At 71.8% G+C, this 25,650-nt stretch carries 20 protein-coding genes and 1 tRNA gene; 10 read left to right on the forward strand and 11 right to left on the reverse strand.

The features are described from left to right. Window positions 1-116 precede the first annotated feature (116 nt). The 7 genes from ACFW6A_RS00795 (at window position 117) to ACFW6A_RS00825 (ending at window position 9,566) form a co-directional block, all read left to right on the forward strand. On the forward strand, window positions 117-2,405 hold the full coding sequence (locus ACFW6A_RS00795) for an FdhF/YdeP family oxidoreductase (RefSeq protein WP_351851242.1): 2,289 nt from the start codon (window positions 117-119) through the stop codon (window positions 2,403-2,405). 63 nt (window positions 2,406-2,468) lie between these two features. Beyond that, on the forward strand, window positions 2,469-2,972 hold the full coding sequence (locus ACFW6A_RS00800; protein WP_386476491.1) for a PaaI family thioesterase: 504 nt from the start codon (window positions 2,469-2,471) through the stop codon (window positions 2,970-2,972). Between the two features lie 710 nt (window positions 2,973-3,682). Beyond that, window positions 3,683-4,921 carry a branched-chain amino acid ABC transporter substrate-binding protein gene (locus ACFW6A_RS00805; protein ID WP_351841190.1) on the forward strand — a complete coding sequence of 413 codons (1,239 nt, stop codon included), beginning with the start codon at window positions 3,683-3,685 and terminating at the stop codon, window positions 4,919-4,921. 129 nt (window positions 4,922-5,050) lie between these two features. Further along, on the forward strand, window positions 5,051-5,980 hold the full coding sequence (locus tag ACFW6A_RS00810) for a branched-chain amino acid ABC transporter permease (RefSeq protein ID WP_351841188.1): 930 nt from the start codon (window positions 5,051-5,053) through the stop codon (window positions 5,978-5,980). Next, the gene (locus tag ACFW6A_RS00815; RefSeq protein ID WP_386476496.1) at window positions 5,977-7,833 is read left to right on the forward strand and encodes a branched-chain amino acid ABC transporter permease; all 1,857 of its coding nucleotides are present in this window, start codon (window positions 5,977-5,979) and stop codon (window positions 7,831-7,833) included. The genes ACFW6A_RS00810 and ACFW6A_RS00815 overlap by 4 nt, the downstream gene beginning before the upstream one ends. Before the next feature lie 3 nt (window positions 7,834-7,836). Then, window positions 7,837-8,853: an ABC transporter ATP-binding protein gene (locus tag ACFW6A_RS00820; RefSeq protein WP_351841184.1), complete on the forward strand. Its 1,017-nt coding sequence runs from the start codon at window positions 7,837-7,839 to the stop codon at window positions 8,851-8,853. Beyond that, complete coding sequence (locus ACFW6A_RS00825; protein ID WP_351841182.1) at window positions 8,850-9,566, forward strand: ABC transporter ATP-binding protein; 717 nt, start codon at window positions 8,850-8,852, stop codon at window positions 9,564-9,566. Before ACFW6A_RS00820 ends, ACFW6A_RS00825 begins: the two co-directional genes overlap by 4 nt. A 77-nt stretch (window positions 9,567-9,643) precedes the next feature. Here the strand turns inward: ACFW6A_RS00825 and ACFW6A_RS00830 are convergent, their stop codons facing one another. Beyond that, complete coding sequence (locus ACFW6A_RS00830) at window positions 9,644-10,297, reverse strand: response regulator (protein WP_351841180.1); 654 nt, start codon at window positions 10,295-10,297, stop codon at window positions 9,644-9,646. 102 nt (window positions 10,298-10,399) lie between these two features. Here ACFW6A_RS00830 and ACFW6A_RS00835 point away from each other — a divergent pair. Together ACFW6A_RS00835 and ACFW6A_RS00840 are read left to right on the forward strand one after the other, a co-directional pair. Continuing rightward, window positions 10,400-10,473: transfer RNA gene (locus tag ACFW6A_RS00835), tRNA-Leu, on the forward strand. A gap of 107 nt (window positions 10,474-10,580) precedes the next feature. Then, complete coding sequence (locus tag ACFW6A_RS00840; RefSeq protein ID WP_351841209.1) at window positions 10,581-11,096, forward strand: hypothetical protein; 516 nt, start codon at window positions 10,581-10,583, stop codon at window positions 11,094-11,096. Window positions 11,097-11,149: 53 nt separating this feature from the next. Here the strand turns inward: ACFW6A_RS00840 and ACFW6A_RS00845 are convergent, their stop codons facing one another. The 4 genes from ACFW6A_RS00845 to ACFW6A_RS00860 all read right to left on the reverse strand — a co-directional run bounded on the left by ACFW6A_RS00845 (window position 11,150) and on the right by ACFW6A_RS00860 (window position 16,015). Next, a complete protein-coding gene (locus ACFW6A_RS00845; protein ID WP_351841178.1) occupies window positions 11,150-11,878 on the reverse strand; it encodes an aspartate/glutamate racemase family protein in 729 nt (242 codons plus the stop codon). 36 nt (window positions 11,879-11,914) lie between these two features. Further along, window positions 11,915-13,420 carry an NCS1 family nucleobase:cation symporter-1 gene (locus ACFW6A_RS00850; RefSeq protein WP_351841176.1) on the reverse strand — a complete coding sequence of 502 codons (1,506 nt, stop codon included), beginning with the start codon at window positions 13,418-13,420 and terminating at the stop codon, window positions 11,915-11,917. Between the two features lie 303 nt (window positions 13,421-13,723). Next, window positions 13,724-15,151 (reverse strand): pyruvate kinase, encoded by a 1,428-nt coding sequence (gene pyk / locus ACFW6A_RS00855; protein WP_351841174.1) that lies wholly within the window; start codon window positions 15,149-15,151, stop codon window positions 13,724-13,726. Between the two features lie 147 nt (window positions 15,152-15,298). Beyond that, a complete protein-coding gene (locus ACFW6A_RS00860; RefSeq protein WP_351841172.1) occupies window positions 15,299-16,015 on the reverse strand; it encodes an SIMPL domain-containing protein in 717 nt (238 codons plus the stop codon). A gap of 114 nt (window positions 16,016-16,129) precedes the next feature. On the opposite strand from ACFW6A_RS00860, the gene ACFW6A_RS00865 reads away from it, so the two are divergent. Beyond that, window positions 16,130-17,926: a 5'-nucleotidase C-terminal domain-containing protein gene (locus ACFW6A_RS00865; RefSeq protein ID WP_351841170.1), complete on the forward strand. Its 1,797-nt coding sequence runs from the start codon at window positions 16,130-16,132 to the stop codon at window positions 17,924-17,926. A gap of 2 nt (window positions 17,927-17,928) precedes the next feature. Here ACFW6A_RS00865 and ACFW6A_RS00870 read toward each other — a convergent pair whose 3' ends face one another. From ACFW6A_RS00870 to ACFW6A_RS00895, 6 genes are all read right to left on the reverse strand, one after another. Next, window positions 17,929-19,341, reverse strand: coding sequence for a SidA/IucD/PvdA family monooxygenase (locus tag ACFW6A_RS00870; protein WP_351841168.1), 1,413 nt, complete (start codon window positions 19,339-19,341; stop codon window positions 17,929-17,931). Then, window positions 19,338-20,735: an aminotransferase class V-fold PLP-dependent enzyme gene (locus ACFW6A_RS00875; RefSeq protein WP_351841166.1), complete on the reverse strand. Its 1,398-nt coding sequence runs from the start codon at window positions 20,733-20,735 to the stop codon at window positions 19,338-19,340. The genes ACFW6A_RS00870 and ACFW6A_RS00875 overlap by 4 nt, the downstream gene beginning before the upstream one ends. Before the next feature lie 98 nt (window positions 20,736-20,833). Continuing rightward, window positions 20,834-23,320 carry an aminopeptidase N gene (gene pepN / locus ACFW6A_RS00880; RefSeq protein WP_351841164.1) on the reverse strand — a complete coding sequence of 829 codons (2,487 nt, stop codon included), beginning with the start codon at window positions 23,318-23,320 and terminating at the stop codon, window positions 20,834-20,836. Between the two features lie 59 nt (window positions 23,321-23,379). Continuing rightward, window positions 23,380-24,369 (reverse strand): asparaginase domain-containing protein, encoded by a 990-nt coding sequence (locus ACFW6A_RS00885; protein WP_351841162.1) that lies wholly within the window; start codon window positions 24,367-24,369, stop codon window positions 23,380-23,382. A 40-nt stretch (window positions 24,370-24,409) separates the two neighbouring features. After that, window positions 24,410-24,736, reverse strand: coding sequence for a chorismate mutase (locus ACFW6A_RS00890; RefSeq protein WP_189945232.1), 327 nt, complete (start codon window positions 24,734-24,736; stop codon window positions 24,410-24,412). Window positions 24,737-24,747: 11 nt separating this feature from the next. Further along, window positions 24,748-25,635: an AraC family transcriptional regulator gene (locus ACFW6A_RS00895; RefSeq protein WP_351841160.1), complete on the reverse strand. Its 888-nt coding sequence runs from the start codon at window positions 25,633-25,635 to the stop codon at window positions 24,748-24,750. Window positions 25,636-25,650: the final 15 nt, after the last annotated feature.

The raw sequence follows: 25,650 nt of genomic DNA on the forward strand, positions 1-25,650 counted from the left end.
ATCCTGCCACGGGCCGCCGACAATCCCCTCCACACCGGCCGGGGTGCCGGACTGTCGGCGCCGCGTGACAGGATCGGAGACGTACGCCGCAGGATGATCGCTCAAGGGAGAGCGCGATGGTCAGCAAGCCGCCGGCCGGTGACCCGGTCCAGGACGCACCGCAGGTCACGCCGCCGCAGCACGCCGCGGCCGGCCTGCCCGCCATCGGGCACACGCTCCGCATCGCCCGGGAGCAGATGGGGACCGCGCGCACCGCGCGGACGCTGCTCAAGGTCAACCAGAAGGACGGCTTCGACTGCCCCGGCTGCGCCTGGCCCGAGGGCGACAAGCGGCACCTGGCGGAGTTCTGCGAGAACGGCGCGAAGGCGGTCGCCGAGGAGGCGACGCTGCGGCGGGTCACTCCGGAGTTCTTCGCGGCGCACCCGGTGGCGGAGCTGGCGGAGAGGAGCGGCTACTGGCTGGGGCAGCAGGGCCGGATCACGCAGCCGATGTACCTGCCGGAGGGCGCCGCGCACTACGAGCCGGTGACCTGGGAGCGGGCCTTCGCGATCCTCGCGGAGGAGCTGACCGCGCTCTCCTCCCCCGACGAGGCGCTCTTCTACACCTCGGGCCGGACCAGCAACGAGGCCGCCTTCCTGCTCCAGCTCTTCGCGCGCGAGTTCGGCACCAACAACCTGCCGGACTGCTCGAACATGTGCCACGAGTCCTCGGGCTCGGCGCTGACCGAGACGATCGGCATCGGCAAGGGCAGCGTCTCCCTGGAGGACCTGCACCGGGCGGACCTGATCATCGTGGCGGGGCAGAACCCGGGCACGAACCATCCGCGGATGCTGTCGGCCCTGGAGAAGGCGAAGGCCGCCGGGGCGCGGATCATCTCGGTCAACCCGCTGCCGGAGGCGGGCCTGGAGCGGTTCAAGAACCCGCAGACCCCGCAGGGCGTGCTGAAGGGGACGGCGCTCACCGACCTCTTCCTCCAGATCCGGATCGGCGGCGACCAGGCCCTCTTCCGGCTGCTCAACAAGCTGGTCCTCGACGCGCCCGGGGCGGTCGACGAGGAGTTCGTACGGGAGCACACCCACGGCTTCGAGGAGTTCCGGGCGGCGGCCGGGGAGGCCGACTGGGAGGAGACCCTCGCGGCGACCGGGCTGTCCCGGGCGGAGATCGAGCGGGCCCTGGAGATGGTGCTGGCCTCGGAGCGGACGATCGTCTGCTGGGCGATGGGCCTGACCCAGCACAAGCACTCCGTGCCGACCATCCGCGAGGTGGTCAACCTGCTGCTGCTCCGGGGGAACATCGGCCGTCCGGGCGCGGGCGTCTGCCCGGTGCGCGGGCATTCGAACGTGCAGGGCGACCGGACGATGGGCATCTTCGAGCGTCCGGCCCCGGCCTTCCTGGACGCGCTGGACAAGGAGTTCGGGATCGTCTCGCCGCGCCACCACGGCTTCGACGTGGTGCGCTCCATCCAGGCGCTGCGGGACGGCGAGGCGAAGGTCTTCTTCGCGATGGGCGGCAACTTCGTCGGCGCGACCCCGGACACCGAGGTCACCGAGGCGGCGATGCGCCGGGCCCGGCTGACCGTGCACGTGTCGACGAAGCTGAACCGCTCGCACGCGGTGACGGGCCGGCGGGCGCTGATCCTGCCGACGCTGGGCCGCACGGACAGGGACGTGCAGAGGAGCGGGCGGCAGTTCGTCACGGTCGAGGACTCGATGGGCCAGGTGCACGCCTCCCGGGGCAACCTGCCGCCGGCCAGTCCGCACCTGCTGTCCGAGCCGGCGATCGTGGCCCGGATGGCGCGGGCGGTGCTGGGCGAGCGGTCGGCCACGCCGTGGGAGGCCTTCGAGGCGGACTACGCGGCGGTGCGGGACCGGATCGCCCGCGTGGTGCCCGGCTTCGAGGACTTCAACGCGCGGCTGGCGGCGGACCCGGCCGGCTTCGCGCTGCCGCACGCGCCGCGGGACGAGCGCCGCTTCCCGACGAAGACGGGCAAGGCCAACTTCACGGCGGCGCCGGTGGAGTACCCGCGGGTGCCGGAGGGGCGGCTGCTCCTCCAGACGCTCCGCTCGCACGACCAGTACAACACCACGATCTACGGCCTGGACGACCGCTACCGGGGCATCCGGGGAGGCCGCCGTGTGGTCATGGTGCACCCGGAGGACGCGGCGCGGCTCGGGCTCGCCGACGGGGCCTACGCGGACCTGGTGAGCGAGTGGACGGACGGCAGCGAGCGGCGGGCGCCCGGTTTCCGGGTGGTGCACTACCCGACGGCCCGGGGCTGCGCGGCGGCCTACTACCCGGAGACGAACGTGCTGGTCCCGCTGGAGTCGACGGCCGACGTCAGCAACACCCCCGCGAGCAAGTCCGTGGTCGTGCGTCTGGAAGAATCGCCGCAGCCGTCCGACTGAGCGCTTGCTCAGCGAGCGGGGCGGCGGGACGATCAGCCGTACGAAGACGAACGGAGCCGGGCCATGGGTGAGCAGCAGCACGTGAAGTTCCCGCAGGAGGTCATCGACGAGTACGCCGCGCTCGGCGTGGATCTGCCGGCGCTCTTCTCGGCGGGACACCTGGGGAACCGGATGGGCGTCCAGATCCTGGAGGCGTCGGCCGAGCGGGTCGTCGGCACCATGCCGGTGGAGGGCAACACCCAGCCGTACGGGCTGCTGCACGGCGGCGCCTCGGCGGTGCTGGCGGAGACCCTGGGCTCGGTGGGCTCGATGCTGCACGGCGGCTCGTCGAAGATCGCCGTGGGCGTGGACCTGAACTGCACCCACCACCGGGGCGCGCGCAGCGGTCTGGTGACCGGCGTGGCGACCCCGGTGCACCGGGGCCGGTCCACGGCGACGTACGAGATCGTCATCAGCGACGAGGAGGGGCGCCGGGTCTGCTCGGCGCGGCTGACCTGCATGCTGCGGGAGGTCGGCCCCCTCGCCGCGGTGGGGGCGCCGAAGGCGGAGGGGGCCGACGGCTCCTGACCCGGGGCGAGTTCGACCGGCCTTCCCGGAGGGGGCGGTGCGCAGGGGCGCACCGCCCCCTCCGGCGCGTCCGGCCCCGGATCCGGACGCGTCGCCACGCCGGCGACCGCGCCCTCGGTCACCGTCCGCGCCCCAACTGCCGCTCCCGCATGTCGCTTTCACGCCAGCCCCTCCCAACTCGCGGGCCTCGGAGGTACGTTCGAAAGTGGTGGATTCCAGCCGCCCGGAAGGCCGTCCGCACGGGTCCCGGCGGACCGCTTTCCGTCACGCTCCGTAATGACCGCCGGGGGGCGCGGCCCCGGGGCCGAGGCTTGACATCCGTCCGCTCAGTTCGGGCGCCCCGTCCGATATCCGGAGAGCCGCCGAAGTTCCCCGTCAGTACCAAGATTCCCTCAAGCCCCTTAGCGGAACTGCGCGTTCTCACTATGTGAACACCGTGTTACAGGGCGCTATGACCGGATTTACCCGGACCTCTCAGCCCCGCTCAAGCCGTCGGCATAACAAGACAGTCACATCCTTCCCCCGGCGCTCCCCGACCCTCCCCACCTGCGCTTAGAGTCACCGCCAGTCACCGCGCCACTCGGCGCGACCTACTGCACGGCCTCGTATCAGCACTCAGTACGGCCCGGCATTCACCAACGGCACCTCTTGCTCCGCAGCTCCACGGCACCGCCTCGGCAGAGGGGGCCGCGCCAGGGAAAGGACCCTTCGTGCGAAACCGTTCGTTGCTCATACTCACCACCGCGGTCACCGCGGGAGCACTCACTCTCACCGCCTGCGGTTCGCGCGACGACAAGGGCGGTGACAGCTCGGGCGAGGGCGGCGGCGTCACCGTCACCATCGGTCTGGACGCCCCCCTCACCGGTGAGCTCTCGGCCCTCGGCCTCGGCATCAAGAACTCCGCCGACCTCGCGGTCAAGACGGCCAACAAGAAGCAGTACGTCAAGGGCGTGACCTTCAAGCTGGAGACCCTGGACGACCAGGCCCAGCCGTCCGCCGGCCAGCAGAACGCCACCAAGCTGGTCGCCGACAAGACCGTCCTCGGCGTGGTCGGCCCGCTGAACTCCGGCGTCGCCGAGTCCATGCAGAAGGTCTTCGACGACGCGAAGCTGGTCCAGGTCTCCCCGGCCAACACCAACCCCTCGCTGTCCCAGGGCCCGAACTGGGCCACCGGCGACAAGAAGCGCGGCTACAAGTCGTACTTCCGCACCGCGACCACGGACGCGATCCAGGGCCCCTTCGCGGCCCAGTACGTCTTCAACGACGCCAAGAAGACCAAGGCGTTCATCATCGACGACAAGAAGACCTACGGCGCCGGCCTCGCGGGCACCTTCAAGGGCGAGTGGGAGAAGCTCGGCGGCAAGACCGTCGGCACCCAGCACATCGACCCGGACACCAAGGACTTCTCCGCGGTCGCCACCCAGGTCAAGAACTCCGGCGCGGACGTCGTCTACTACGGCGGCGAGTACCCGGCCGCCGGCCCGCTGGCCAAGCAGATCAAGGAGGCCGGCGCCAAGGTCACCGTCGTCGGCGGTGACGCGCTCTTCAGCCCCGAGTACGTCAAGCTGGCGGGTGCCGCCGCGGCCGAGGGCGACATCGCCACCTCCGTCGGCGCCCCGATCGAGTCCCTCGCCTCCGCCAAGGAGTTCCTGGCCAACTACAAGGCCGAGAACTACAAGGAGGCCTTCGAGGCCTACGGCGGCTACTCCTACGACTCGACCTGGTCGATCATCGAGGCCGTCAAGAAGGTCGTCGACGGCAACGGCGGCAAGCTGCCCGACGACGCCCGCGCCAAGGTCGTCGAGGCCCTGCAGGGCGTCTCCTTCGAGGGCGTGACCGGTTCGGTCGCCTTCGACGAGTTCGGTGACACCACCAACAAGCAGCTCACCGTCTACCAGGTCAAGGGCGGCGCCTTCGCCCCGGTCAAGTCCGGCACCTTCGGCGAGTGACCGAGCACTCCGGCAGCTGATCCACAGCTCCACCCCAACTCAGCACCACCCTTTCACCGCGCGGGGGGCCGCACACACCAGGCACCCCGCGCGGTGTCATATCCGTCGAAAGTCTCGGAGGACAATGCGGTGAACGAACTGCCGCAGCAGCTGGTCAACGGCCTGCTACTGGGATCCATGTACGGGCTGGTCGCCGTCGGCTACACGATGGTCTACGGCATCGTCCAGCTCATCAACTTCGCCCACGGCGAGATCTTCATGACCGGCGGCTTCGGGGCCCTGACGGTCTGGCTCATCCTGCCCGGCGGCACCAGCATGTGGGTGGCCCTGCCCCTCATGATCATCGGTGCCGTGATCGTCGCGACGACCATAGCCGTCGGAGCGGAACGATTCGCCTACCGCCCGCTCCGCGGCGGCCCGCGCCTCGCCCCGCTCATCACGGCCATCGGCCTCTCGCTCGCCCTCCAGTACGCCGTCTGGGTCTGGTACCCGGAGGCGAAGTCGGCGCGCACCTTCCCGCAGATCCCCGGCGGCCCGATCGAGCTCGGCCCGGTCACCATCCAGACCGGTGACGTCTTCCTCGCCATCGCGGCCCCGCTCTGCATGGGCTTCCTCGGCTTCTTCGTCATGCGCACCCGCATCGGGCGCGGCATGCAGGCCACGGCGCAGGACCCGGACACCGCGAAGCTCATGGGCATCAACACCGACCGCATCATCACGGTCGCGTTCGCCCTCGGCGCCGTCTTCGCCGCTGTCGGCGCCGTCGCGTACGGCCTCAAGTACGGCGTCGTCGAGTACGAGATGGGCTTCCTCCTCGGACTCAAGGCGTTCACCGCCGCCGTCCTCGGCGGCATCGGCAACATCTACGGCGCCATGATCGGCGGCCTCGTCCTCGGCATCGCCGAGACGATGGCGACCGCCTACGTCGACCAGGTCCCCGGCATGGAGCAGCTCGGCGGCCAGTCCTGGGCGAACGTCTGGGCCTTCGTACTCCTCATCGTCGTCCTCCTCGTCAGGCCCCAGGGTCTGCTCGGCGAGCGCGTCGCGGACAGGGCGTGAGCACCATGACCACCATCTCCGAGAACCCCCAGGCACCCGCCACCGACGAGACCGTGAAGACCGCCGGCCGCGGCCTGATCGGCGTCCTGCCGGAGCGCGTCGCCCGCGCCGTCGCCCTCGGCGGCTCCGTCCTGACGGTCGCGAGCTGTTTCCTCGCCTGGACCTGGGACTCCGACTTCCCCGGCGACCTCACCGTCTACGGCTACCCGGCCGGACTCCAGCTCCAGGTCCTGCTGCTCGGTGCCCTGACCGCCCTCTTCGCCCTCTCCTCGTACGGCGTCAAGGGCCTCGGCTGGCTGACGCCGGCCGGCGCCGACGGCGCGGTCAAGTTCGGCGCGCTGGCCTCCTTCGGCACCGCCTGGTTCACCGTCATCGCGATCAGCGTCGAACTCGGCGGGCTGGTCAACCTGGAGCCCGGCGGCTTCGTCCTCGCGGTGGCCACCCTGGTCACCCTGCTGGCCGCCCTGGACCTGCCCTTCACGCGTCCGACCGTACTGCCGGTCGACCCGGAGGACACCGGCTGGGACCAGTTCAAGCACCGGGCCGGCAACGGCTGGGCCTCCTTCAAGGCCGCCTTCGCCGCCCCGCGTCCGGCGCGGAAGCTCCCCCCGCTGCCGGCCGCCGTCGAGATCCTGATCATCGCGGTCGTCCTCGGCCTGGCCCTGAGCGTCTTCACCTACGGCATCGGCACCGAGTACGACGAGCTGTTCCTCGGCTTCCTGATCACGGCCGGCCTCGGCTTCGCCGCGATCAGCGCCTCGGGCCTGCTCAAGCAGGTCACGCAGCTCACCGCGAAGCACCAGAACCTGACGATCGCGGGCGCGTTCATCGCCGCGGCGCTGTTCCCCTTCACCCAGACCGACGACCAGTACGCGACGCTCGGCGTCTACATCCTGATCTTCGCCACGGTCGCCCTGGGCCTGAACATCGTCGTCGGCCTGGCCGGTCTGCTCGACCTCGGCTACGTCGCCTTCCTCGGCGTCGGCGCCTACGCGGCGGCCCTCGTCTCGGGCGCCCCGACCTCGCCGTTCGGCGTGCACTTCCCCTTCTGGGCGGCGATCCTCGTCGGCGCCGCGGCCTCCGTGGTCTTCGGCGTCCTGATCGGCGCGCCGACCCTGCGGCTGCGCGGCGACTACCTCGCCATCGTGACGCTCGGCTTCGGTGAGATCTTCCGCATCACGGTGATGAACACGGACGGCACCTCGGGCCCGGACATCACCAACGGCTCCAACGGCATCGCGTCCATCCCGAACCTGAACCTCTTCGGGTTCGACTTCGGGCAGGCGCACACCATCGCCGGCTTCACCATCGGCCGCTTCGCCAACTACTTCTTCCTGATGCTGCTGATCACGGCGGTCGTCGTGCTGGTCTTCCGGCGCTCCGGCGACTCCCGCATCGGCCGCGCCTGGGTGGCGATCCGCGAAGACGAGACCGCCGCGCTCGCGATGGGCATCAACGGCTTCCGCGTGAAGCTGATCGCCTTCGCGCTCGGTGCCGGTCTGGCCGGTCTGGCCGGTACGGTGCAGGCCCACGTCACCTACACGGTGACCCCGGAGCAGTACCTCTTCGCCGGTCCGATCCCGCCCAACTCCGCCTTCCTGCTCGCGGCCGTCGTCCTCGGCGGCATGGGCACGATGAGCGGTCCGCTGGTCGGCGCGGCCCTGCTCTTCCTCATCCCGAACAAGCTCCAGTTCATGGGCGAGTACCAGCTCTTCGCCTTCGGTGTCGCGCTCGTGCTGATCATGCGCTTCCGTCCGGAGGGCATCGTCGCCGACAAGCGCCGTCAGCTGGAGTTCCACGAGCACGACGAGCAGCCGGCGACCGCCGCGACGCCCGCCAAGGCAGGTGCCTGAACCATGACGACGACCACCACCAAGGCCGACGCCACCGCGGAGCCGGCCGCCCGCGAGACCGTGCTGGACGCGCGCGGGGTCACCATGCGCTTCGGCGGCCTGACCGCCGTGCGCGACGTGAACCTCACCGTCAACAGCGGCGAGATCGTCGGTCTGATCGGCCCGAACGGCGCCGGCAAGACGACCTTCTTCAACTGCCTGACCGGTCTGTACGTGCCCACCGAGGGCGAGGTCCGCTACAAGGGCCAGGTCCTGCCGCCGAAGTCCTTCAAGGTCACCGCGGCCGGCATCGCCCGTACCTTCCAGAACATCCGTCTCTTCAACAACATGACGGTCCTGGAGAACGTGCTCGTCGGCCGGCACACCCGCACCAAGGAGGGCCTCTGGTCCGCCCTGCTGCGCGGCCCGGGCTTCAAGCGGGCCGAGGCGGCCTCCGAGAAGCGGGCGATGGAGCTGCTGGAGTTCGTCGGGCTCGCGGAGAAGGCCCAGCACCTCTCCAAGAACCTGCCCTACGGCGAGCAGCGCAAGCTGGAGATCGCCCGCGCGCTCGCCAGCGACCCGGGCCTGATCCTGCTGGACGAGCCGACCGCCGGCATGAACCCGCAGGAGACCCGGGCCGCCGAGGAACTCATCTTCGCCATCCGGGACATGGGCATCGCCGTGCTCGTCATCGAGCACGACATGCGCTTCATCTTCAACCTGTGCGACCGGGTCGCCGTGCTCGTGCAGGGCCAGAAGCTGATCGAGGGCGACAGCCAGACCGTCCAGAGCGACGAGCGGGTCATCGCCGCGTACCTCGGCGAGCCGATCGACGAGACCCCGAAGGCGGAGGCCGCCGAGGCGACGGCCCCGGAGGCCGAGGCCCCCGAGGCCGAGACCACCGAGGACGCTTCCGACGCGGACGCTCCCGACGCGGACGACGAGGCCCCGGCGGAGGAGACCCCGGCCGAGGACGACACCCCGGCGGACGCGGCGGACGCCGCGAAGGACGCCGCTCCGGGCAAGGAGAACGACGCATGACCGCACTGCTCGAAGTCGAGGACCTGCGCGTCGCCTACGGAAAGATCGAGGCCGTCAAGGGCATCTCCTTCTCCGTGGAGGCGGGCGAGGTCGTCACCCTCATCGGCACCAACGGCGCCGGCAAGACCACCACCCTGCGGACCCTCTCCGGGCTCCTCAAGCCGGTCGGCGGGCAGATCAGGTTCGAGGGCAAGTCCCTCCGCAAGATCCCCGCGCACAAGATCGTCTCGCTGGGTCTGGCCCACTCCCCCGAGGGCCGGCACATCTTCCCGCGCATGACCATCGAGGAGAACCTCCTCCTCGGCGCCTTCCTCCGGAAGGACACGGCCGGCATCGCCAAGGACGTGCAGCGCGCCTACGACCTCTTCCCGATCCTGGGCGAGCGTCGCAAGCAGGCGGCCGGCACCCTCTCCGGCGGTGAGCAGCAGATGCTCGCCATGGGCCGGGCGCTGATGTCCCAGCCCAAGCTGCTGATGCTCGACGAGCCCTCCATGGGCCTCTCGCCGATCATGATGCAGAAGATCATGGCGACCATCGCCGAGCTGAAGGCCCAGGGCACCACGATCCTGCTCGTCGAGCAGAACGCCCAGGCCGCGCTCGCGCTGGCGGACCACGGTCACGTGATGGAGATCGGCAAGATCGTGCTCTCGGGCACGGGCCGCGACCTCCTGCACGACGAGTCGGTCCGCAAGGCGTACCTCGGCGAGGACTGAGCCCGTACGGCAACGAGAAGGCCCGCCCCGCATCGCGCGGGGCGGGCCTTCCGCCGTGTACGGGCCGGGGCCGGGGCCTACTGCCCCTTCGCGGCCTTCTTCTCCTCGGCGTCCTCGATGACGGCCTCGGCGACCTGCTGCATGGACATGCGGCGGTCCATGGAGGTCTTCTGGATCCAGCGGAAGGCGGCCGGCTCGGAGAGGCCGTACTGGGTCTGGAGGACCGACTTGGCGCGGTCGACCAGCTTGCGGGTCTCCAGGCGCTGGCTGAGGTCGGCGACCTCCTGCTCCAGGGCGCGCAGCTCGGCGAAGCGGGAGACGGCCATCTCGATGGCCGGCACGACGTCGCTCTTGCTGAAGGGCTTGACCAGGTAGGCCATGGCGCCGGCGTCGCGGGCGCGCTCGACGAGGTCGCGCTGGGAGAAGGCGGTGAGCATGAGGACCGGGGCGATGGACTCGCCGGCGATCTTCTCTGCGGCGGAGATGCCGTCGAGCTTGGGCATCTTCACGTCGAGGATGACGAGGTCGGGGCGGTGCTCGCGGGCCAGCTCGACGGCGGCCTCGCCGTCGCCCGCCTCACCGACGACCGTGTAGCCCTCCTCCTCCAGCATCTCCTTGAGATCGAGGCGGATCAGGGCCTCGTCCTCGGCGATGACGACGCGGGTCGTCAGCGGCGGGACGTGCGACGATTCGGCGTCGTCGGCGGGCTGGGGCGACTCGGGGGCGGTCACGGGGGCTCCTCGTTGCGGGGCAACTACTGCTGCCCATGAGCCTACCTACCTCCTGTAAGGTGGGGGCACGGCGGGTAACCACCGACCTTCGTTTCGAAGGAAGCCCCGGTAGCCCAGAGGTTAGAGGCAATGGTCTCAAACACCATCCAGCGTGGGTTCGAATCCCACCCGGGGTACTTTACCTTCAATTCAAAGGCCGCAGTCCTGGTGGTGACCCTCCCTCGTTCAGGTGGGCACGCTTCCGATTGCCGCGCGTCCTAGGAAATCCGGCCACGCTGCGAGCCTGGACCAGCACAGCCCCTCCCTCCGGGCCGAAGCGATCGGCCTGCTCCGCGAGGGCGCGGCCGATCAGTACGTCGCCGAGAGGCTCAACGTGCCGCGGGGAACCGTCGGTTGGTGTCTCCACGAGGACCACAAGGCACGCGGCGAGGCGCACGTACGACCGAACGACTGCCCGCGCTGCCTCCCCCGCGAGTTCGACCACCACGCATACGCGTACCTGCCCGGCCTTTACCTCGGCGACGGGCACATCGTCTCGAAGCCGAGGCAGCACCACTTGTCGATCTTCTGCGGCGACGGGTGGCCGGGGCTCATCGGCGGCGGGCGGAAGCGGTACGAGTACCCCCGGTATCTCTTCACCAACATCTCGGACGACATCCGTCTCCTCTGCACCGACACCCTCGACGGGCTCGGCGTCGAGTGGACGCACTGCACCCGCGCCGGGCGGCCCTACGACATCTCCGTCGCCCGCAAGGCCTCCGTCGCGCTCATGGACGCCCACGTGGGCCCCAAGCACTGATAAACCGGTCGAGGCCCGGGCCCGTCGGGCCCGGGCCTCAAGGTGCCGCCGCGTCAGCTCACCGCCACCGGAGGCCAGTTGGCGATCTTCTTCGGCCTCGGCGGCGCGTAGGTGCGGATCTTCGAGGTGGTGAGGCCGAGGCGGACGAGGGACTCGGCGATCGTGACGGCGGCGCTGACGCCGTCCACGACCGGGACGCCGGTGCGGGCGACGACGCGCTCGGCGAGGCCGGCCATGCCGCCGCAGCCGAGGCAGATGACCTCGGCGCGGTCGTCCTCGACGGCGCGGACGGCCTGTTCGACGATGGCCTCGACGGTGGTCTCCTCGTCCTCCTCCAGGGCGAGGACCGGCAGTCCGCTGGCGCGGACGGAGGCGCAGCGGGCACTGAGGCCGGCGACGTGCAGCCGTTCCTCGATCAGGGGGACCGTGCGGTCGAGGGTGGTGACGACGGAGTAGCTGCGGCCGAGGTACATGGCGGTGCTCGCGGCGGCTTCGGTGATGTCGACGACGGGGACGTCGAGGAGTTCCTGAAGGCCCTCGCGGCCGTGTTCGCCGTAGCCGGCCTGGATGACGGCGTCGAAGGGTTCCGGGTGGGAGCGGACGGCTTCCATGACGGCGACGGCGGCGAGGTAGCTCTCGTAGTTGCCCTCGACGGACTCGGCGCCGAAGGCGGGGGTGAGGGGGACGATCTCGGTGCCGGGCGAGGCGGCGGCCGTCGCCTGGCGGCCGATGGCGTCGGTGATCGACTGCGTGGTGTTGACGTTGACGACGAGGATGCGCATGGGAGGGCTTTCGGTCGGTCAGGAGGGGGGGCTGGTTCACTCGGCGGCGACGGCGATGGCCTCGCCGTCCACGTCCCGCATCGGGGCGGTGCGGTCCGCGATCGCCGCGTACACGGCGGCGCCGAGGAGGGCGCCGACGAACCAGGAGAATCCGGCGACGGCGTGGAAGAGCGGCAGCAGGGCGACGGCGACGGCGATCGCGGCGCTGGGGACGAAGGCGGCGACGGCGCGGGGGTTGAAGCCGCGGCTGTAGTGGTACTCGCCGGCCGGGTCCTCGCTGTAGAGGTCGGGGACGTTGACCCTGGCCTTCCGCAGCAGCCAGTAGTCGGCCATGATCACGCCGAACAGCGGGCCGAGGAGGGCGCCGAGTCCGCCGAGGAAGTAGTTGACGACGACCGGGCTGTTGTAGAGGTTCCAGGGCAGGATGACCAGGCCGGCGAGCGCGCTCACCACGCCGGCCCTGCGGAAATCCAGCTTGCGCGGGAAGAGGTCGATGAGGGCGTAGATCGGCGCCACGAAGTTGGCCAGCAGGTTGACCGCGACCGTGAGGGCGATGAGGGCCAGCGAGGCGATGGCCAGGAGGGCCGTGTTCGGGATGGTGCGGACGATGTCCGTGGGGCTGGTGATGATCCGGCCGTCGAGCTTGAACTGGGCGCCGCTGAGGCCGACCACGATCACGGCGAAGAAGAGCATGTTCACCGGGATGCCGATGACGTTGCCGCGGACGATCGCGGCGCGGCTGCGGGCGGAGCGGGTGAAGTCGCAGAAGTTCAGGACGAAGGTGCCGTAGATGACCACCCACAGGGCGGCGGCCTGGAGGATCTGGAGCCACATCTCGCCGCCGGAGAGCGGGGCGTCGATCGAGAAGGAGATCGAGCCGCCGGCGCGGACGAACATCCAGACGGCGAGGGCGCACATGGTGATCAGGGTGGTCGGCGCGGCGAAGGCCATGTAGCGCCGGATCATCTGCATGCCGTAGCTGACGATGGCGAGCTGGACGGCCCAGAGGGCGAGGAAGGTGATCCAGCCGAGGGCGGACTGGCCGAGGAAGGAGCCTTCGTCCAGGGAGTCCAGGCCGGGGAACATCGCGATGAGCAGGGCGCCGAGGACGGTGGAGGCCAGGTAGGTCTGGATGCCGAACCAGGCGATGGCGACGATGCCGCGGACGGCGGCGGGGATCTTCGCGCCCCGGATGCCGAAGGCGATGCGGCTCATGACCGGGAAGGGGACGCCGGTCTTGTGGCCCATGAAGCCCGAGAGGGTGAGCAGCAGGAAGAGCAGGACGGAGGCGAGGAGGAAGGCCGCCAGGATGCCCCAGACGTTGAGGCCGAGGGCGAAGAGGCCGATGGCGAAGGCGTAGTTCCCGAGGCTGTGGACGTCGTTGGCCCAGAGGGTGAAGACGTTGTACGCGCCCCAGCGCCGCCCTTCCCGCTTGGTGGGGGCCAGGTCGTAGGTGTAGAGGACGGAGTCGGCGGTTCCGTCGGCCGGTTCGGTCCCGGCGGGTGCGGTCCCGGGCGGCCGGGTGGAGTCCAGGGCAGTCATCAGGGGCCCTCGCGTGTGCTCGGGGGCCGTCGCGGGACCCGTGGGCGCGCTTCGGGGGAAGCGGCTCCCGGCAGGGGGTCCGGGCGGCCGGTGGAGGTAGGGGGCGGGTTTGGAGCTTTCCATGAAGTGGAATTTGTTTTCCGCCCGACAGAACGTAGTTTTCGCCGAGAGTCCTCGTCAAGGGTTCCGGATCCACCAGTTCCCTTCGGTATCCCTTTCCGTCCGGACACGCGAGAACCCCGCCACCAGACCCTGGTGGCGGGGTTCTTTTCGGTATACCGTCGCGTGCGCGGTGCCCGTGGGCTAGGAGAGCGGGTCTCCGATGTGGTGGACGCGGACCAGGTTGGTCGAGCCCGAGACGCCGGGCGGGGAGCCGGCCGTGATCACGACGACGTCGCCCTTCGCGCAGCGCCCGATGCGGAGCAGTTCCTCGTCGACCTGCGCGACCATGGCGTCCGTGGAGTCCACGTGCGGGCCGAGGAAGGTCTCGACGCCCCAGGTGAGGTTGAGCTGCGAGCGGGTCGCCGGGTCCGGCGTGAAGGCGAGCAGCGGGATCGGCGAGCGGTAGCGGGAGAGCCGCCGCACGGTGTCGCCGGACTGGGTGAAGGCGACCAGGAACTTCGCGCCGAGGAAGTCGCCCATCTCGGCGGCGGCGCGGGCCACCGCGCCGCCCTGGGTGCGCGGCTTGTTCCGCTCGGTCAGCGGCGGCAGGCCCTTGGCGAGGACGTCCTCCTCGGCGGCCTCGACGATCCGGCTCATGGTGCGGACGGTCTCGATCGGGTGGCGGCCCACGCTGGTCTCGCCGGAGAGCATCACGGCGTCGGTGCCGTCGATGACGGCGTTGGCCACGTCGGAGGCCTCGGCGCGGGTGGGCCGGGAGTTGTCGATCATCGAGTCGAGCATCTGGGTGGCGACGATGACCGGCTTGGCGTTCCGCTTGGCGAGCTTGACCGCGCGCTTCTGGACGATCGGCACCTGCTCCAGCGGCATCTCGACGCCGAGGTCGCCGCGGGCGACCATGATGCCGTCGAAGGCGGCGACGATCTCCTCGATGTTCTCGACCGCCTGCGGCTTCTCGATCTTGGCGATGACCGGGAGGCGGCGGCCCTCCTCGTCCATGATCCGGTGGACGTCCTCGATGTCCCGGGCGGAGCGGACGAAGGAGAGGGCGATGACGTCGGCACCGGTGCGCAGCGCCCAGCGGAGGTCCTCGACGTCCTTCTCGGAGAGTGCGGGGACCGAGACGGCGACGCCCGGCAGGTTGAGCCCCTTGTGGTCGGAGACCATGCCGCCCTCGACGACCCGGGTGTGCACCAGGGGCCCGTCGACGGAGGTGACCTCCAGGGTGACCCGGCCGTCGTCGACGAGGATCCGCTCGCCGGCGGTGACGTCCCCGGCGAGGCCGGAGTAGGTGGTGCCGCAGCGGTGGCGGTCGCCCTCGGCGGGCTCGACGGTGATGGTGAACGCGTCGCCGCGTTCAAGGAGTACCGGACCCTCGCGGAAGCGGCCGAGCCGGATCTTCGGGCCTTGAAGGTCGGCGAGGACCCCGACGCTGCGGCCGGTCTCGTCGGCCGCCTTGCGGACCCTCCGGTAACGCTCCTCGTGCTCGGCGTAGGTGCCGTGGCTGAGGTTGAGTCGGGCCACGTCCATTCCGGCCTCGATCAACGCCTTGATCTGGTCGTATGTTTCGGTGGCGGGCCCAAGGGTACAAACGATTTTCGCTCGGCGCATGAGGCGAGCCTAGGGCCTTACCCATCAGTAGCCGGTGGGTCCCGCATGACTACTCAACAACCTTTCCGTGAAACGCTGTTGACAAGTCTTGAATCTGTGCGCCGGAGTGCTCCGATGAGCGTTTTCCGCGCCTCCGGGCCCCTCGTCTCAGAGTGCGGGCGGCAGCATCGTGAAGCGCGCGACGACCTCGGCGGTCACCGTCCGCCGCTGCGGTTCGAGGTCGAGCGAGGGCGCGGCGCCCGCCTCCTCCGACGCGTACGCGACCCTCGCCGTCGCGAAGAGGTCCCTCCTCGACGGGCCCGGCTCCGGCAGCCCTGCGTCCGACAGTTCGAGGAGTGAGCCCAGCGAGGTGCCCAGCGCCTCGGCGTAGGCCCGCGCCCTGCGCACCGCCTCCGCCACCGCGAGCCGGCGCGCCTGCGCGTACGCCTCCGAGTCCGGGCGCAGCTCCCACCACGGTCCGTCCACCTCCGTCTGGTCCCGGTCGGCGAGTTCGGGCACCAGCTCGCCGAGGACGGTGAAGTCGGTCAGCTCGACTCCGATCCGCACCCGCCCCCGATAGGCCCGCACCCGCTCGCCCCTCCCCTGCTTCGACCGCTCCGGGGCGATCGAGAAGCTGCCCGTCTCCAGCTTCTCCACCGCCGCCCCGCGCGCCCTGACCAGGTCGAGGACCTCGGCGTTGCGGCGGGTGAGGTCCGCGAGCACGGCGGTCCTGTCGGTCCCCCGGGCGGACACCGACAGGCCGATCCGGGCCAGCTCCGGCTCGACCTCCAGGCGGCCCTCGCCGCGGACCGTCACCTGCGGGGCCTGGGGGGTGGGGTGGGCGTGCGTCACGGCGTCCTCCTCGGGACCGGGGATCGGTGGCATGCGAACACTTTCCCACTCCGTAACCCGAAAGGACTGTTGCCGAGGAAAGGTCTGAGCCAGAATCTACGCGCGTTGTGCACCCGAAACAGCGTCACGGAACAAGGAGAGACACACATGCCGCTGAACCGCCGGACCTTCCTGGAGAGCTCCGCAGCCATCGGAGCCGGGGCCGCCCTCACCGCCGGGGTCGCCGCTCCCGCCGAGGCCCACGCGCCCCGCCCCAAGCCGGCCAAGCGGTACTCCTTCACCGTCATGGGCACCACCGACCTGCACGGCAACGTCCTCAACTGGGACTACTTCACGGACAAGGAGTTCGACGACAAGGCCCACAACGACGTCGGCCTCGCCAAGATCTCCACCCTGGTGAACCAGGTCCGCGCCGCCAAGGGCCGCGGCAACACGCTCCTCATCGACGCCGGCGACACCATCCAGGGCACCCAGCTCTCGTACTACTACGCCAAGATCGACCCCATCACGCAGGCCGGCGGCCCGGTCCACCCGATGGCCCAGGCCATGAACGCCATCGGCTACGACGCCGCCGCGCTCGGCAACCACGAGTTCAACTACGGCATCCCGGTGCTGCGGAAGTTCGAGGAGCAGTGCGACTTCCCGCTGCTCGGCGCCAACGCGCTCGACGCGAAGACGCTGCGCCCGGCCTTCCCGCCGTACAGCTTCCACCGGCTGCGCACCCCGCACGGCAAGGACGTCAGGGTCGCGGTGCTCGGCCTGACCAACCCCGGCATCGCCATCTGGGACAAGGCCAACGTCAGCGGCAGGATGGTCTTCCCCGGCCTGGAGGAGCAGGCCGCGAAGTGGGTGCCGAAGCTGCGCTCGATGGGCGCCGACGTCGTGGTCGTCTCCGCGCACTCCGGCTCCAGCGGCACCTCCTCGTACGGCGACCAGCTCCCCCACGTCGAGAACGCGGCCGGGCTCGTCGCCGAGCAGGTCCCCGGCATCGACGCGATCCTGGTCGGCCACGCCCACACCGAGATCCCCGAGTACCGGATCGCCAACAAGGAGACCGGCAAGGAGGTCGTCCTCTCCGAGCCGCTGAAGTGGGGCCAGCGCCTCACCCTCTTCGACTTCGACCTCGTGTGGGAGAAGGGCCGCTGGACGGTGGAGAAGGTCGCCGCCCGGGTCCTCAACTCCAACACCGTCGAGGAGGACCCGGAGATCACCGGCCTCCTCGCCGACGAGCACAAGAAGGTCGTGGCCTACGTCAACACGGTCATCGGCACCTCCACCGCCGCCATGACCACGGCCGACGCGCCGTGGAAGGACGAGCCGATCATCGACCTGATCAACGTCGTCCAGGCCGAGACCGTGAAGGCGGCCCTGGCCGGCGGCGCGCACGCCGCCCTGCCGGTGCTCTCGCAGGCCTCATGCTTCTCCCGCACGGCCCGCATCCCGGCCGGCGAGATCACCATCAAGGACGCCGCCGGCCTCTACCCCTTCGAGAACACCCTGGAGGCCCGTCTGATGACGGGCGCCCAGCTGAAGGAGTACCTGGAGTACTCGGCGAAGTACTACGTCCAGACCCCGGCGGGCGCCCCCGTCGACACCGCGAGGCTCACCAACGCGGACAACACCCCGGACTACAACTACGACGCCGTCTCCGGCCTGACGTACGACATCGACATCGCCAAGCCGGTCGGGCAGCGGATCGTGAACCTGTCCTTCGAGGGCGCGCCGCTCGACCCGGCCGCGCGCTTCGTCCTCGCCGTCAACAACTACCGCGCCAGCGGCGGCGGCGCCTTCCCGCACGTCGCCGGGGCCGAGCAGCTGTGGGCGAACTCGGACGAGATCCGCAACACGATCATTCAGTGGGTGCAGGCCAAGGGCACGGTCGACCCGGCGCGGTTCGCGTCGGTGGACTGGCGGCTGACCCGGGACGGCGTGCCCGTCTTCTAGCCTCAGCTCTGCACGAGGGGCGTCAGCTTCCGGTCCTGGGACGGGATGCTCGGCGCCTCTCGCGCGTCCAGGCCGAAGCTGGTGAAGGCGGTCCTGCGCGGCAGCGGGTACGGCTCCTTGCCGGTGACCGCGTTGAGGATGACCGCGCTGCGCCAGGCCGCAAGCCCCAGGTCGGGGGCGCCCACGCCGTGGGTGTGGCGCTCGGCGTTCTGCACGTACACCGAGCCGGTCACCGAAGGGTCGAGGACCAGCCGGTACCGCTCGTCGATCTTCGCCCGGCCCGCCGCGTCGTGCCGCAGGTACGGGTCGAGGCCGGCCAGCATCCGGTCGACCGGGCGCTCCCGGTAGCCGGTGGCGAGGACGACGGCGTCCGTGGTGAGCCGGGAACGGGTCCCCTGCTGGACGTGCTCCAGGTGCAGCTCGACCTGGGTGGTGGCGACCCGGCCCGCCGTGCGGACCCGGACGCCGGGGGTGAGCACCGCGTCCGGCCAGCCGCCGTGCAGCGTGCGGCGGTACAGCTCGTCGTGGACGGCGGCGATGGTCTCCGCGTCGATGCCCTTGTGCAACTGCCACTGGCGGGGCACGAGTTCGCCCCGGACCGGCTCCGGCAGGGCGTGGAAGTAGCGGGTGTAGTCGGGGGTGAAGTGCTCCAGGCCCAGCTTCGAGTACTCCATCGGGGCGAAGGCCTCGGTGCGGGAGAGCCAGCTGATCCGCTCGGCGCCCGCCGGGCGGCCCCGGAGCAGGTCGAGGAAGACCTCGGCGCCGGACTGGCCGGAGCCGATGACGGTGACGTGCCCGGCGGCGAGCAGCGACTCCCGGTGGGCGAGGTAGTCGGCGGCGTGGATCACCGGCACGCCCGGGGCCTCGGCGAGCGGGCGCAGCGGCTCGGGGACGTACGGCTCGGTGCCGACGCCCAGGACCACGTTCCGGGTGTAGGCGCGGCCCAGCGCGGCGGCCTCGCCGTCCGGGTCGAGCTGGGTGAAGTCGACCTCGAAGAGGCGGCGTTCGGGGTTCCAGCGGACCGAGTCGACCTGGTGGCCGAAGTGGAGGCCGGGCAGCCGCTCGCTGACCCAGCGGCAGTAGGCGTCGTACTCGGCGCGCTGGATGTGGAACTTCTCCGCGAAGTAGAAGGGGAAGAGGCGCTCGCGGCTACGCAGGTAGTTGAGGAAGGACCAGGGGCTGGCCGGGTCGGCGAGGGTCACCAGGTCGGCGAGGAAGGGCACCTGGAGGGTGGCGCCCTCGATGAGCAGGCCGGGGTGCCAGTGGAAGGCCGGACGCTGTTCGAAGAAGGTGGCGGCGAGTCCGCCGGGGACGCCGTCGGCGAGGGCGGCGAGCGAGAGGTTGAACGGGCCGATGCCGACGCCCACCAGGTCGTGCGGGCGGTCGAGGTCCTGCTGAGGGGTGCTGCCGGTCATCGGTCGGTGTCGCCTTCCACGAGTGCTGCGGTTTCCACCACGAGGGTGAGGAGCTGGGCCAGGTCGTCGGGGGTGGTGTGGGGGTTGAGGAGGGTGGCCTTCAGCCAGAGCCGGCCGTCCGCCCCGGCGCGGCCGAGGACGGCCCGGCCGTCGGCGAGGAGCCGGCGGCGGACCCCGGCGACCGTCGCGTCGTCGGCGCCGGCCGGGCGGAAGAGGACGGTGGTGAGGACGGGCCGGTCCCGCAGGTCGAGCTCAGGGCTCTTCTCCACCAGGTCGGCCAGGTCCCGGGCGCGCTCCAGGCAGAGGTCCACCAGGGCGCCGAGCCCGGTCCTGCCGAGGGCGCGCAGGGTGACGGCGGCCTTGAGGACGTCGGGGCGGCGGGTGGTGCGCAGGGAGCGGCCGAGGAGGTCGGGGAGGCCGGCCTCGGTGTCGTCTCCGGCGTTGAGGTAGTCGGCGGTGTGGGCGAGGGCGGCGAGGTCGCCCGCCTCGCGGACGGTGAGGAGCCCGGCGGCGACCGGCTGCCAGCCGAGCTTGTGCAGGTCGAGCGTGACGGTACGGGCCCGGGCCAGGCCGTCCAGGAGGTGCCGGTGGGCGCGGCTGAACAGGAGGGGCCCGCCGTAGGCCGCGTCGACGTGGAGGTCGGCGCCGTGCGCGGCGCAGGCGTCGGCGAGCGCGGGCAGCGGGTCGATCAGGCCCTCGTCGGTGGTGCCGGCGGTGGCGGCGAGGAGGACGGGCCCGTCCTGCGCGGCGAGGACCCGGGCGGTGGCCTCCGGGTCGAGGAGGCCGCGCGGGGTGGGGACGGCGACGGGTTCGGGGAGGCCGAGGAGCCAGGCGGCGCGGCGGACGGAGTGGTGGGCGGCGGCGCCGGTGACGGTGGTGAGGCGGGGCCCGTGGCGCTCCCGGGCGAGGAGCAGCGCGAGCTGGTTGGACTCGGTGCCGCCGGTGGTGACGACCGCGTCCGGGCGGTCGGCCGCCGGGTGGACCTCGGCGGCGAGCGCGGCGGTGACCTCCGCCTCCAGGGCGGAGGCGGCCGGGGCCTGGTCCCAGGAGTCCATCGAGGGGTTGAGCGCGGCGGCGGCCAGGTCGGCGGCGGCGGCGAGCGCGAGCGGCGGGGTGTGCAGGTGGGCGGCGCAGAGCGGGTGGGCGGGGTCGGCGGCGCCGGCGGCGACCAGGTGCACCAGCGTGCGCAGCGCCTCGTCCTGGCCGGTCCCGGTCTCGGGGAGGACGTCGCCGAGGGTGGCGCGCACCCGGGCCGCGACCGCACCGGGCCCGCCGGCCGGCAGCGGGCCGCCCCGTTCCTCCGCTCCGGTGCGCAGGGCGTCCAGGGTGGTGCCGAGGAGGCGGCTGAGCGGGGTGGGCTGGGCGGCGAGGGGTGGCGGGGGTGCGGCACGCATGGACGACAGCGTGCCGGGGGCGGCGCTCCCCTGTCCGGGGAGTCGCCGGTTGTGACCCGAACGGGGGACGGCACCTTGCGGGGTGCCGTCCCGGGGGCTCAGCCCTCGCGGACGCGCAGGGCGCGGGCGAGGTCGTCGAGCTGGTCGACGAGCTTGCGGTGGAGGGCCGGGAGCATGGTGCCGTCGGCGAGCCGGCGCTCGCCGAGGGCCAGGGAGGCGGCGTCGACCGCGTACGCGGGGAAGGCGTGGCGGCCGGCGGCCTCGGCCATGGCGGGGCCGCGGCGGTCGCCGAGGGCGATGGCCGCGTCGTAGAAGCGGTCCACGTACTCCTGGACCAGTTCGGCCTGTTCGGGCTGCCAGAAGCCGAGAGCGGTGGCGGTGAAGAGGTAGTTCGACAGGTCGTCGGAGCCGAACATGGCGGCCCAGGCGGCCGCCTTGGCGGCCGGGTCCGGGAGTGCGGCGCGGCAGCGGGCCGCGCCCTCCTGGCCGGTGGCGCTGGGGTCGCGCTCCAGCTCGGCGGCGATGGCGGCCTCGTCGGTGGCGCCGAGGACGGCGAGCCGGGCGAGGATGCGCCAGCGCAGCTCCGGGTCGAGTTCGGGGCCGCCGTGGACGGTGCCCTCGTCGAGCCAGGAGGCGATCTGGTCGGGGGTGGTGGCGCTGTCGATGAGGGCGCGGACGGCGGTGAGGCGCAGGCCGGGGTCGTCGCCGTCCTCGGTGCGGCGCAGGAAGGAGCGGGCGATCTCGCGGAGGGCGGCGAGGGCGGCGGGGCGCTCGTCCTCGGTGACGTACCGGTCGGCGACCTGCTGCCGGGCGAAGGCCAGGACGCCCTGGACGATGCCGAGTTCGGTCTCCTCGGGAAGGTGGGCGAGGGCGGTCTCCAGGTAGGCGGCGGGCGCCAGTTCGCCGTCGCGGACCATGTCGCGGAGGCTGTTCCAGACCACGGCCCGGGTGAGCGGGTCGGGGATGCGGGAGAGGCCGCGGAGGGCGGACTCCTCGGAGACCTCGTCGAAGCGGAGCTTGGCGTAGGTGTGGTCGCCGTCGTTGAGGACGACGAGGGCGGGGCGGGGGCCGGTGAGGCGGGTGGGCTCCTGCTGCGGGACGTCGATCCGGGCGCGCTCGCGCAGGGCGAGTTCCCCGTCGGGGCGGCGGTCGTAGAGGCCGGCCTCGATGCGGTGGGGGCGGCTGCCGGCGCGCTCGACGGTGAGGTCCCAGCGGCTGCCCTCGCCGGTGAGGCGGGGGGTGAGGGTGTCGACGCCGGTGGTGCGGAGCCACTGCTCGGCCCAGGCGTGGACGTCGCGGTCGGTGGCGGCGGCGAGGTTGTCGATGAAGTCGGCGAGGGTGGCGTTGCCGAACCGGTGCCGCTTGAAGTGGATGTTGATGCCGGCGAGGAAGTCCTCCTCGCCGAGCCAGGCGACGAGCTGGCGCAGGGCGGAGGCGCCCTTGGCGTAGGAGATGCCGTCGAAGTTGAGGAGGGCGGAGGCGGTGTCGGGGACGGCCTCGGGGTCGGGGGCCACGGGGTGGGTGGAGGGGCGCTGGTCGGCGTCGTACCCCCAGGACTTGCGGGCGACGCCGAAGTCGATCCAGGTGTCGGCGAAGAGGTCGGAGCACGCCTCGTTGACGGTCTGGTAGCCCATGTACTCGGCGAAGGACTCGTTCAGCCAGATGTCGTCCCACCAGCGGAGGGTGACGAGGTCGCCGAACCACATGTGGGCCATCTCGTGGGCGATGACCATGGCGCGGGTCATCCGCTCGGTGGCGGTGACGGCGGAGCGGAAGACGAACTCGTCCCGGAAGGTGACGAGGCCGGGGTTCTCCATGGCGCCGGGGTTGAACTCGGGGACGAACGCCTGGTCGTAGGAGTCGAAGGGGTAGGGCTCGTCGAACTTCTCGTGGTAGCGGTCGTAGCAGGCCTTGGTGACGGCGAGGATCTCGTCGGCGTCGGCGTCGAGGTGGGGCGCGAGCGAGCGGCGGCAGTGGATGCCGAAGGGCAGTCCGGCGTGCTCGGTGCGGACCGAGTGCCAGGGGCCGGCGGCGACGCAGACGAAGTAGGTGGAGAGCGGCTGGGTGGGGGCGGCCTTCCAGCGGCCGTCGTCCTGGCGTTCGGTGATGCCGTTGGCGAGGACGGTCCAGCCCTCGGGGGCGGTGACGGTCAGTTCGAAGACGGCCTTGAGGTCGGGCTGGTCGAAGGCGGCGAAGACGCGCTGGACGTCCTCCATGAAGAGCTGGGTGTAGACGTAGGACTCGCCGTCGGTGGGGTCGAGGAAGCGGTGCATGCCCTCGCCGGTGTGCGAGTAGCGCATGGTGGCGGTGAGGGCCAGCTCGTGCTCGCCCTCGGTGAGGCTCAGGGCGAGCCGGTTCCCGGCGAGGTCGGCGGGGTCGAGGGGCTTGCCGTCGAGGGTGACGGAGTGCAGGGCGTCCGGCTTGACTTCGACGAAGGTGTCCCCGGCGGCGCGGGCCGTGAAGCGGATGAGGCTGGTGGACCGGAAGGTCTCGTCGCCGGTGGTGAGGTCGAGGTCCACCGTGTAGTGGTGGACGTCGAGCAGCTGGGCACGGGTCTGCGCTTCGTCGCGCGTCAGTACGGACATGGGCCCTATGCTGCCCGATCGTCCGGTCGGCGGGCAGGGGTGGTGCCGAAAGGGGCCCGTCAGGCGCGGCCGGTGCCGTCGAGGTGGGCGAAGGCGGCGGTGATCCGGGGCCGGTCGTAGCCCGCGGGTCCGGCGGCGCCGCTGGAGACGAGGGCGGCGAGCAGCAGCCGGGCCTTGGCGGGGTCGAGCGGGCCCGCCGGGATCAGGCCGTGGTGGAGGAGGTCGTGCTCGGAGCCGGGGCCGCGGTAGGTGTCGCTGAGGCCGGTGCCCGCTCCGGTCCGGGAGGCGAGGACGACCGGGATGCGGCGGGCGATGCCGGCGAGGGGTTCGACGAGCCAGGAGGGGGCGTGGCCGGCGCCGAAGGCGGCGACGACGAGGCCCTGGAAGCGGTCGTCGACGGCGGAGAGGAGTTCGCCGCGGTCGCCGAGGGTGAGGGTGACCAGGGCGATCCGGACCGCGGGGTCGTAGGAGAGGCGGCAGGGCGCGGTGGGCACGGTGGGGCGGAGCAGGATCCGCGGGGTGCCCTCGACGACGCTGCCGAGGGGGCCGGCGCCGGGCGAGGCGAAGGTGGCGACCGAGGTGGTGTGGGTCTTGCGGGCGTGCCGGGCGGCGTGGATCTCGTCGGCGAGGACGACGAGGACGCCGAGGCCCCGGCAGGCGGGGTCGGCGGCGACGGCGAGGGCGGCGGCGAGGTTGGCGGGGCCGTCGGCGCCGGGGAGGTCGGCGCGGCGCATGGCGCCGGTGACGGCGACGGGCGCCCGGTCGGTGGGGCAGAGCAGGTCGAGGAGGAAGGCGGTCTCCTCCAGGGTGTCGGTGCCCTGGACGACGACGACGCCGGAGCCGGCCGCGACCGTCTCGTTCACCTCGGCGGCGAGGGCGGCGAGGTCCTCGGGGGCGAGGGAGGAGGAGGGGAGCCGGCGGAAGTCGCGCAGCTCGACGTCCTCGGGGGCGCCGAGGGCGGCGAGGACCTCGGGGCCGGTCATGCGGGCCGCGTCGCCGCCCCGCGCGGAGATGGTCCCGCCGAGGGTGAAGACCGTGACGCGGGCCATCAGCGTGCTCCGTCCGTGACCGTCTCGGCGGGGTGTGCCATCAGCGTGCTCCGTCCGCGATCGTCTCGTGGTGGCGGATGACCTCGGCGATGATGAAGTTGAGGAGCTTCTCCGCGAAGGCCGGGTCCAGTTTGGCGCTCTCGGCGAGTTCCCGCAGCCGGGCGATCTGGCGGGCCTCGCGGGCCGGGTCGGCGGGCGGCAGCTGGTGCTCGGCCTTGAGGACGCCGACCTGCTGGGTGCACTTGAAGCGTTCGGCGAGCATGTGGACGACGGCGGCGTCGATGTTGTCGATCGACTCGCGCAGCCGGGTCAGCTCGGCTCGGACGGCGGGGTCGATGTCGCGGGAGTCGTTCCTGGTGTCGCTCATGGTCAGCGAGCCTATCCGGAGTCCCCGGTGAGGGTGGGCGGGTGTTCGGGATCCGGTACGCGGTCGCTCCAGCCGCCGTGGACGGCGCGGCCCTGCTGCTCGCGGAAGCGGACGGGGGCGAGTCCGACCCTTCGGGTGAAGAGCCGGGAGAAGTAGGCGGGGTCGTCGTAGCCGACGCGGCGGGCGACGGAGGCGACGGGGAGCTCGGTGGCGGCGAGGAGTTCCTTGGCGCGGCCGAGGCGGACGGTGAGCAGGTAGTCCTTGGGGCTGCACCCGGCGGCGCGGCGGACGGCGGTGCGCAGCTCGGCGGGGGTCATGCCGTGCCGGGCGGCGTGTTCGGCGACGGAGAGCGGCTGGAAGGCGTCGCGGGCGAGGCCGGTGAGGACGGGGTCGCCGTCGGCGCCGGTGTCGGCGCGGCCGCGGCGCAGGGCGACGAGGAGCTCGTGGACGGCGGCGGCGGTCTCGACCTCCAGGAGCGGGTTGCCGGGGCGGGCGGCGCGGGCGATGCGGCCGATGGCGGCCCGGGCGGGGGCGGCGTCGGCGAGGGGGACGACGGGCCGGTCGGGTTCGATGTAGCCGAGTTCGGTGTAGGTGACGGCGGCGGGCCCGGTGAAGTCGACGAAGGACTCGTCCCAGCCGGTGGCGGGGTCGGCGCCGTAGTGGTGGGGGACGCCGGGGGTGAGCCAGAGCAGGGCGGGGGCGGCGACGGGGGTGCGGCGGCCGTCGGCGGAGCGGTACCAGCCGCCGCCGGCGGAGACGACGACGGCGACGTGGTGGTCGAGGGTGCGGGGGCCGACGACGGGGAGGCGGCCGTGCTGGAGTCCGACGCCGAGGCAGACGAGGCCGAGGCGGTGGTGGACGGGTCCGGGCGTGAAGTAGCGCATCCAGGTCTGGTACATCCGCCGGCCTGCCCT

The organism is Streptomyces sp. NPDC058758, from assembly GCF_042746075.1.
Taxonomy (GTDB): domain Bacteria; phylum Actinomycetota; class Actinomycetes; order Streptomycetales; family Streptomycetaceae; genus Streptomyces.

Excerpts from the sequence above, each read along its gene's own strand:
- ACFW6A_RS00795 (WP_351851242.1), top strand. The coding sequence starts at position 117 with ATGGTCAGCAAGCCGCCGGCCGGTGACCCGGTCCAGGACGCACCGCAG.
- ACFW6A_RS00800 (WP_386476491.1), top strand. The coding sequence starts at position 2,469 with ATGGGTGAGCAGCAGCACGTGAAGTTCCCGCAGGAGGTCATCGACGAG.
- ACFW6A_RS00820 (WP_351841184.1), top strand. The coding sequence starts at position 7,837 with ATGACGACGACCACCACCAAGGCCGACGCCACCGCGGAGCCGGCCGCC.
- ACFW6A_RS00825 (WP_351841182.1), top strand. The coding sequence starts at position 8,850 with ATGACCGCACTGCTCGAAGTCGAGGACCTGCGCGTCGCCTACGGAAAG.
- ACFW6A_RS00845 (WP_351841178.1), bottom strand. The coding sequence starts at position 11,878 with ATGCGCATCCTCGTCGTCAACGTCAACACCACGCAGTCGATCACCGAC.
- ACFW6A_RS00850 (WP_351841176.1), bottom strand. The coding sequence starts at position 13,420 with ATGACTGCCCTGGACTCCACCCGGCCGCCCGGGACCGCACCCGCCGGG.
- pyk (WP_351841174.1), bottom strand. The coding sequence starts at position 15,151 with ATGCGCCGAGCGAAAATCGTTTGTACCCTTGGGCCCGCCACCGAAACA.
- ACFW6A_RS00860 (WP_351841172.1), bottom strand. The coding sequence starts at position 16,015 with ATGCCACCGATCCCCGGTCCCGAGGAGGACGCCGTGACGCACGCCCAC.
- ACFW6A_RS00865 (WP_351841170.1), top strand. The coding sequence starts at position 16,130 with ATGCCGCTGAACCGCCGGACCTTCCTGGAGAGCTCCGCAGCCATCGGA.
- ACFW6A_RS00870 (WP_351841168.1), bottom strand. The coding sequence starts at position 19,341 with ATGACCGGCAGCACCCCTCAGCAGGACCTCGACCGCCCGCACGACCTG.
- ACFW6A_RS00875 (WP_351841166.1), bottom strand. The coding sequence starts at position 20,735 with ATGCGTGCCGCACCCCCGCCACCCCTCGCCGCCCAGCCCACCCCGCTC.
- pepN (WP_351841164.1), bottom strand. The coding sequence starts at position 23,320 with ATGTCCGTACTGACGCGCGACGAAGCGCAGACCCGTGCCCAGCTGCTC.
- ACFW6A_RS00885 (WP_351841162.1), bottom strand. The coding sequence starts at position 24,369 with ATGGCCCGCGTCACGGTCTTCACCCTCGGCGGGACCATCTCCGCGCGG.
- ACFW6A_RS00890 (WP_189945232.1), bottom strand. The coding sequence starts at position 24,736 with ATGAGCGACACCAGGAACGACTCCCGCGACATCGACCCCGCCGTCCGA.
- ACFW6A_RS00895 (WP_351841160.1), bottom strand. The coding sequence starts at position 25,635 with ATGTACCAGACCTGGATGCGCTACTTCACGCCCGGACCCGTCCACCAC.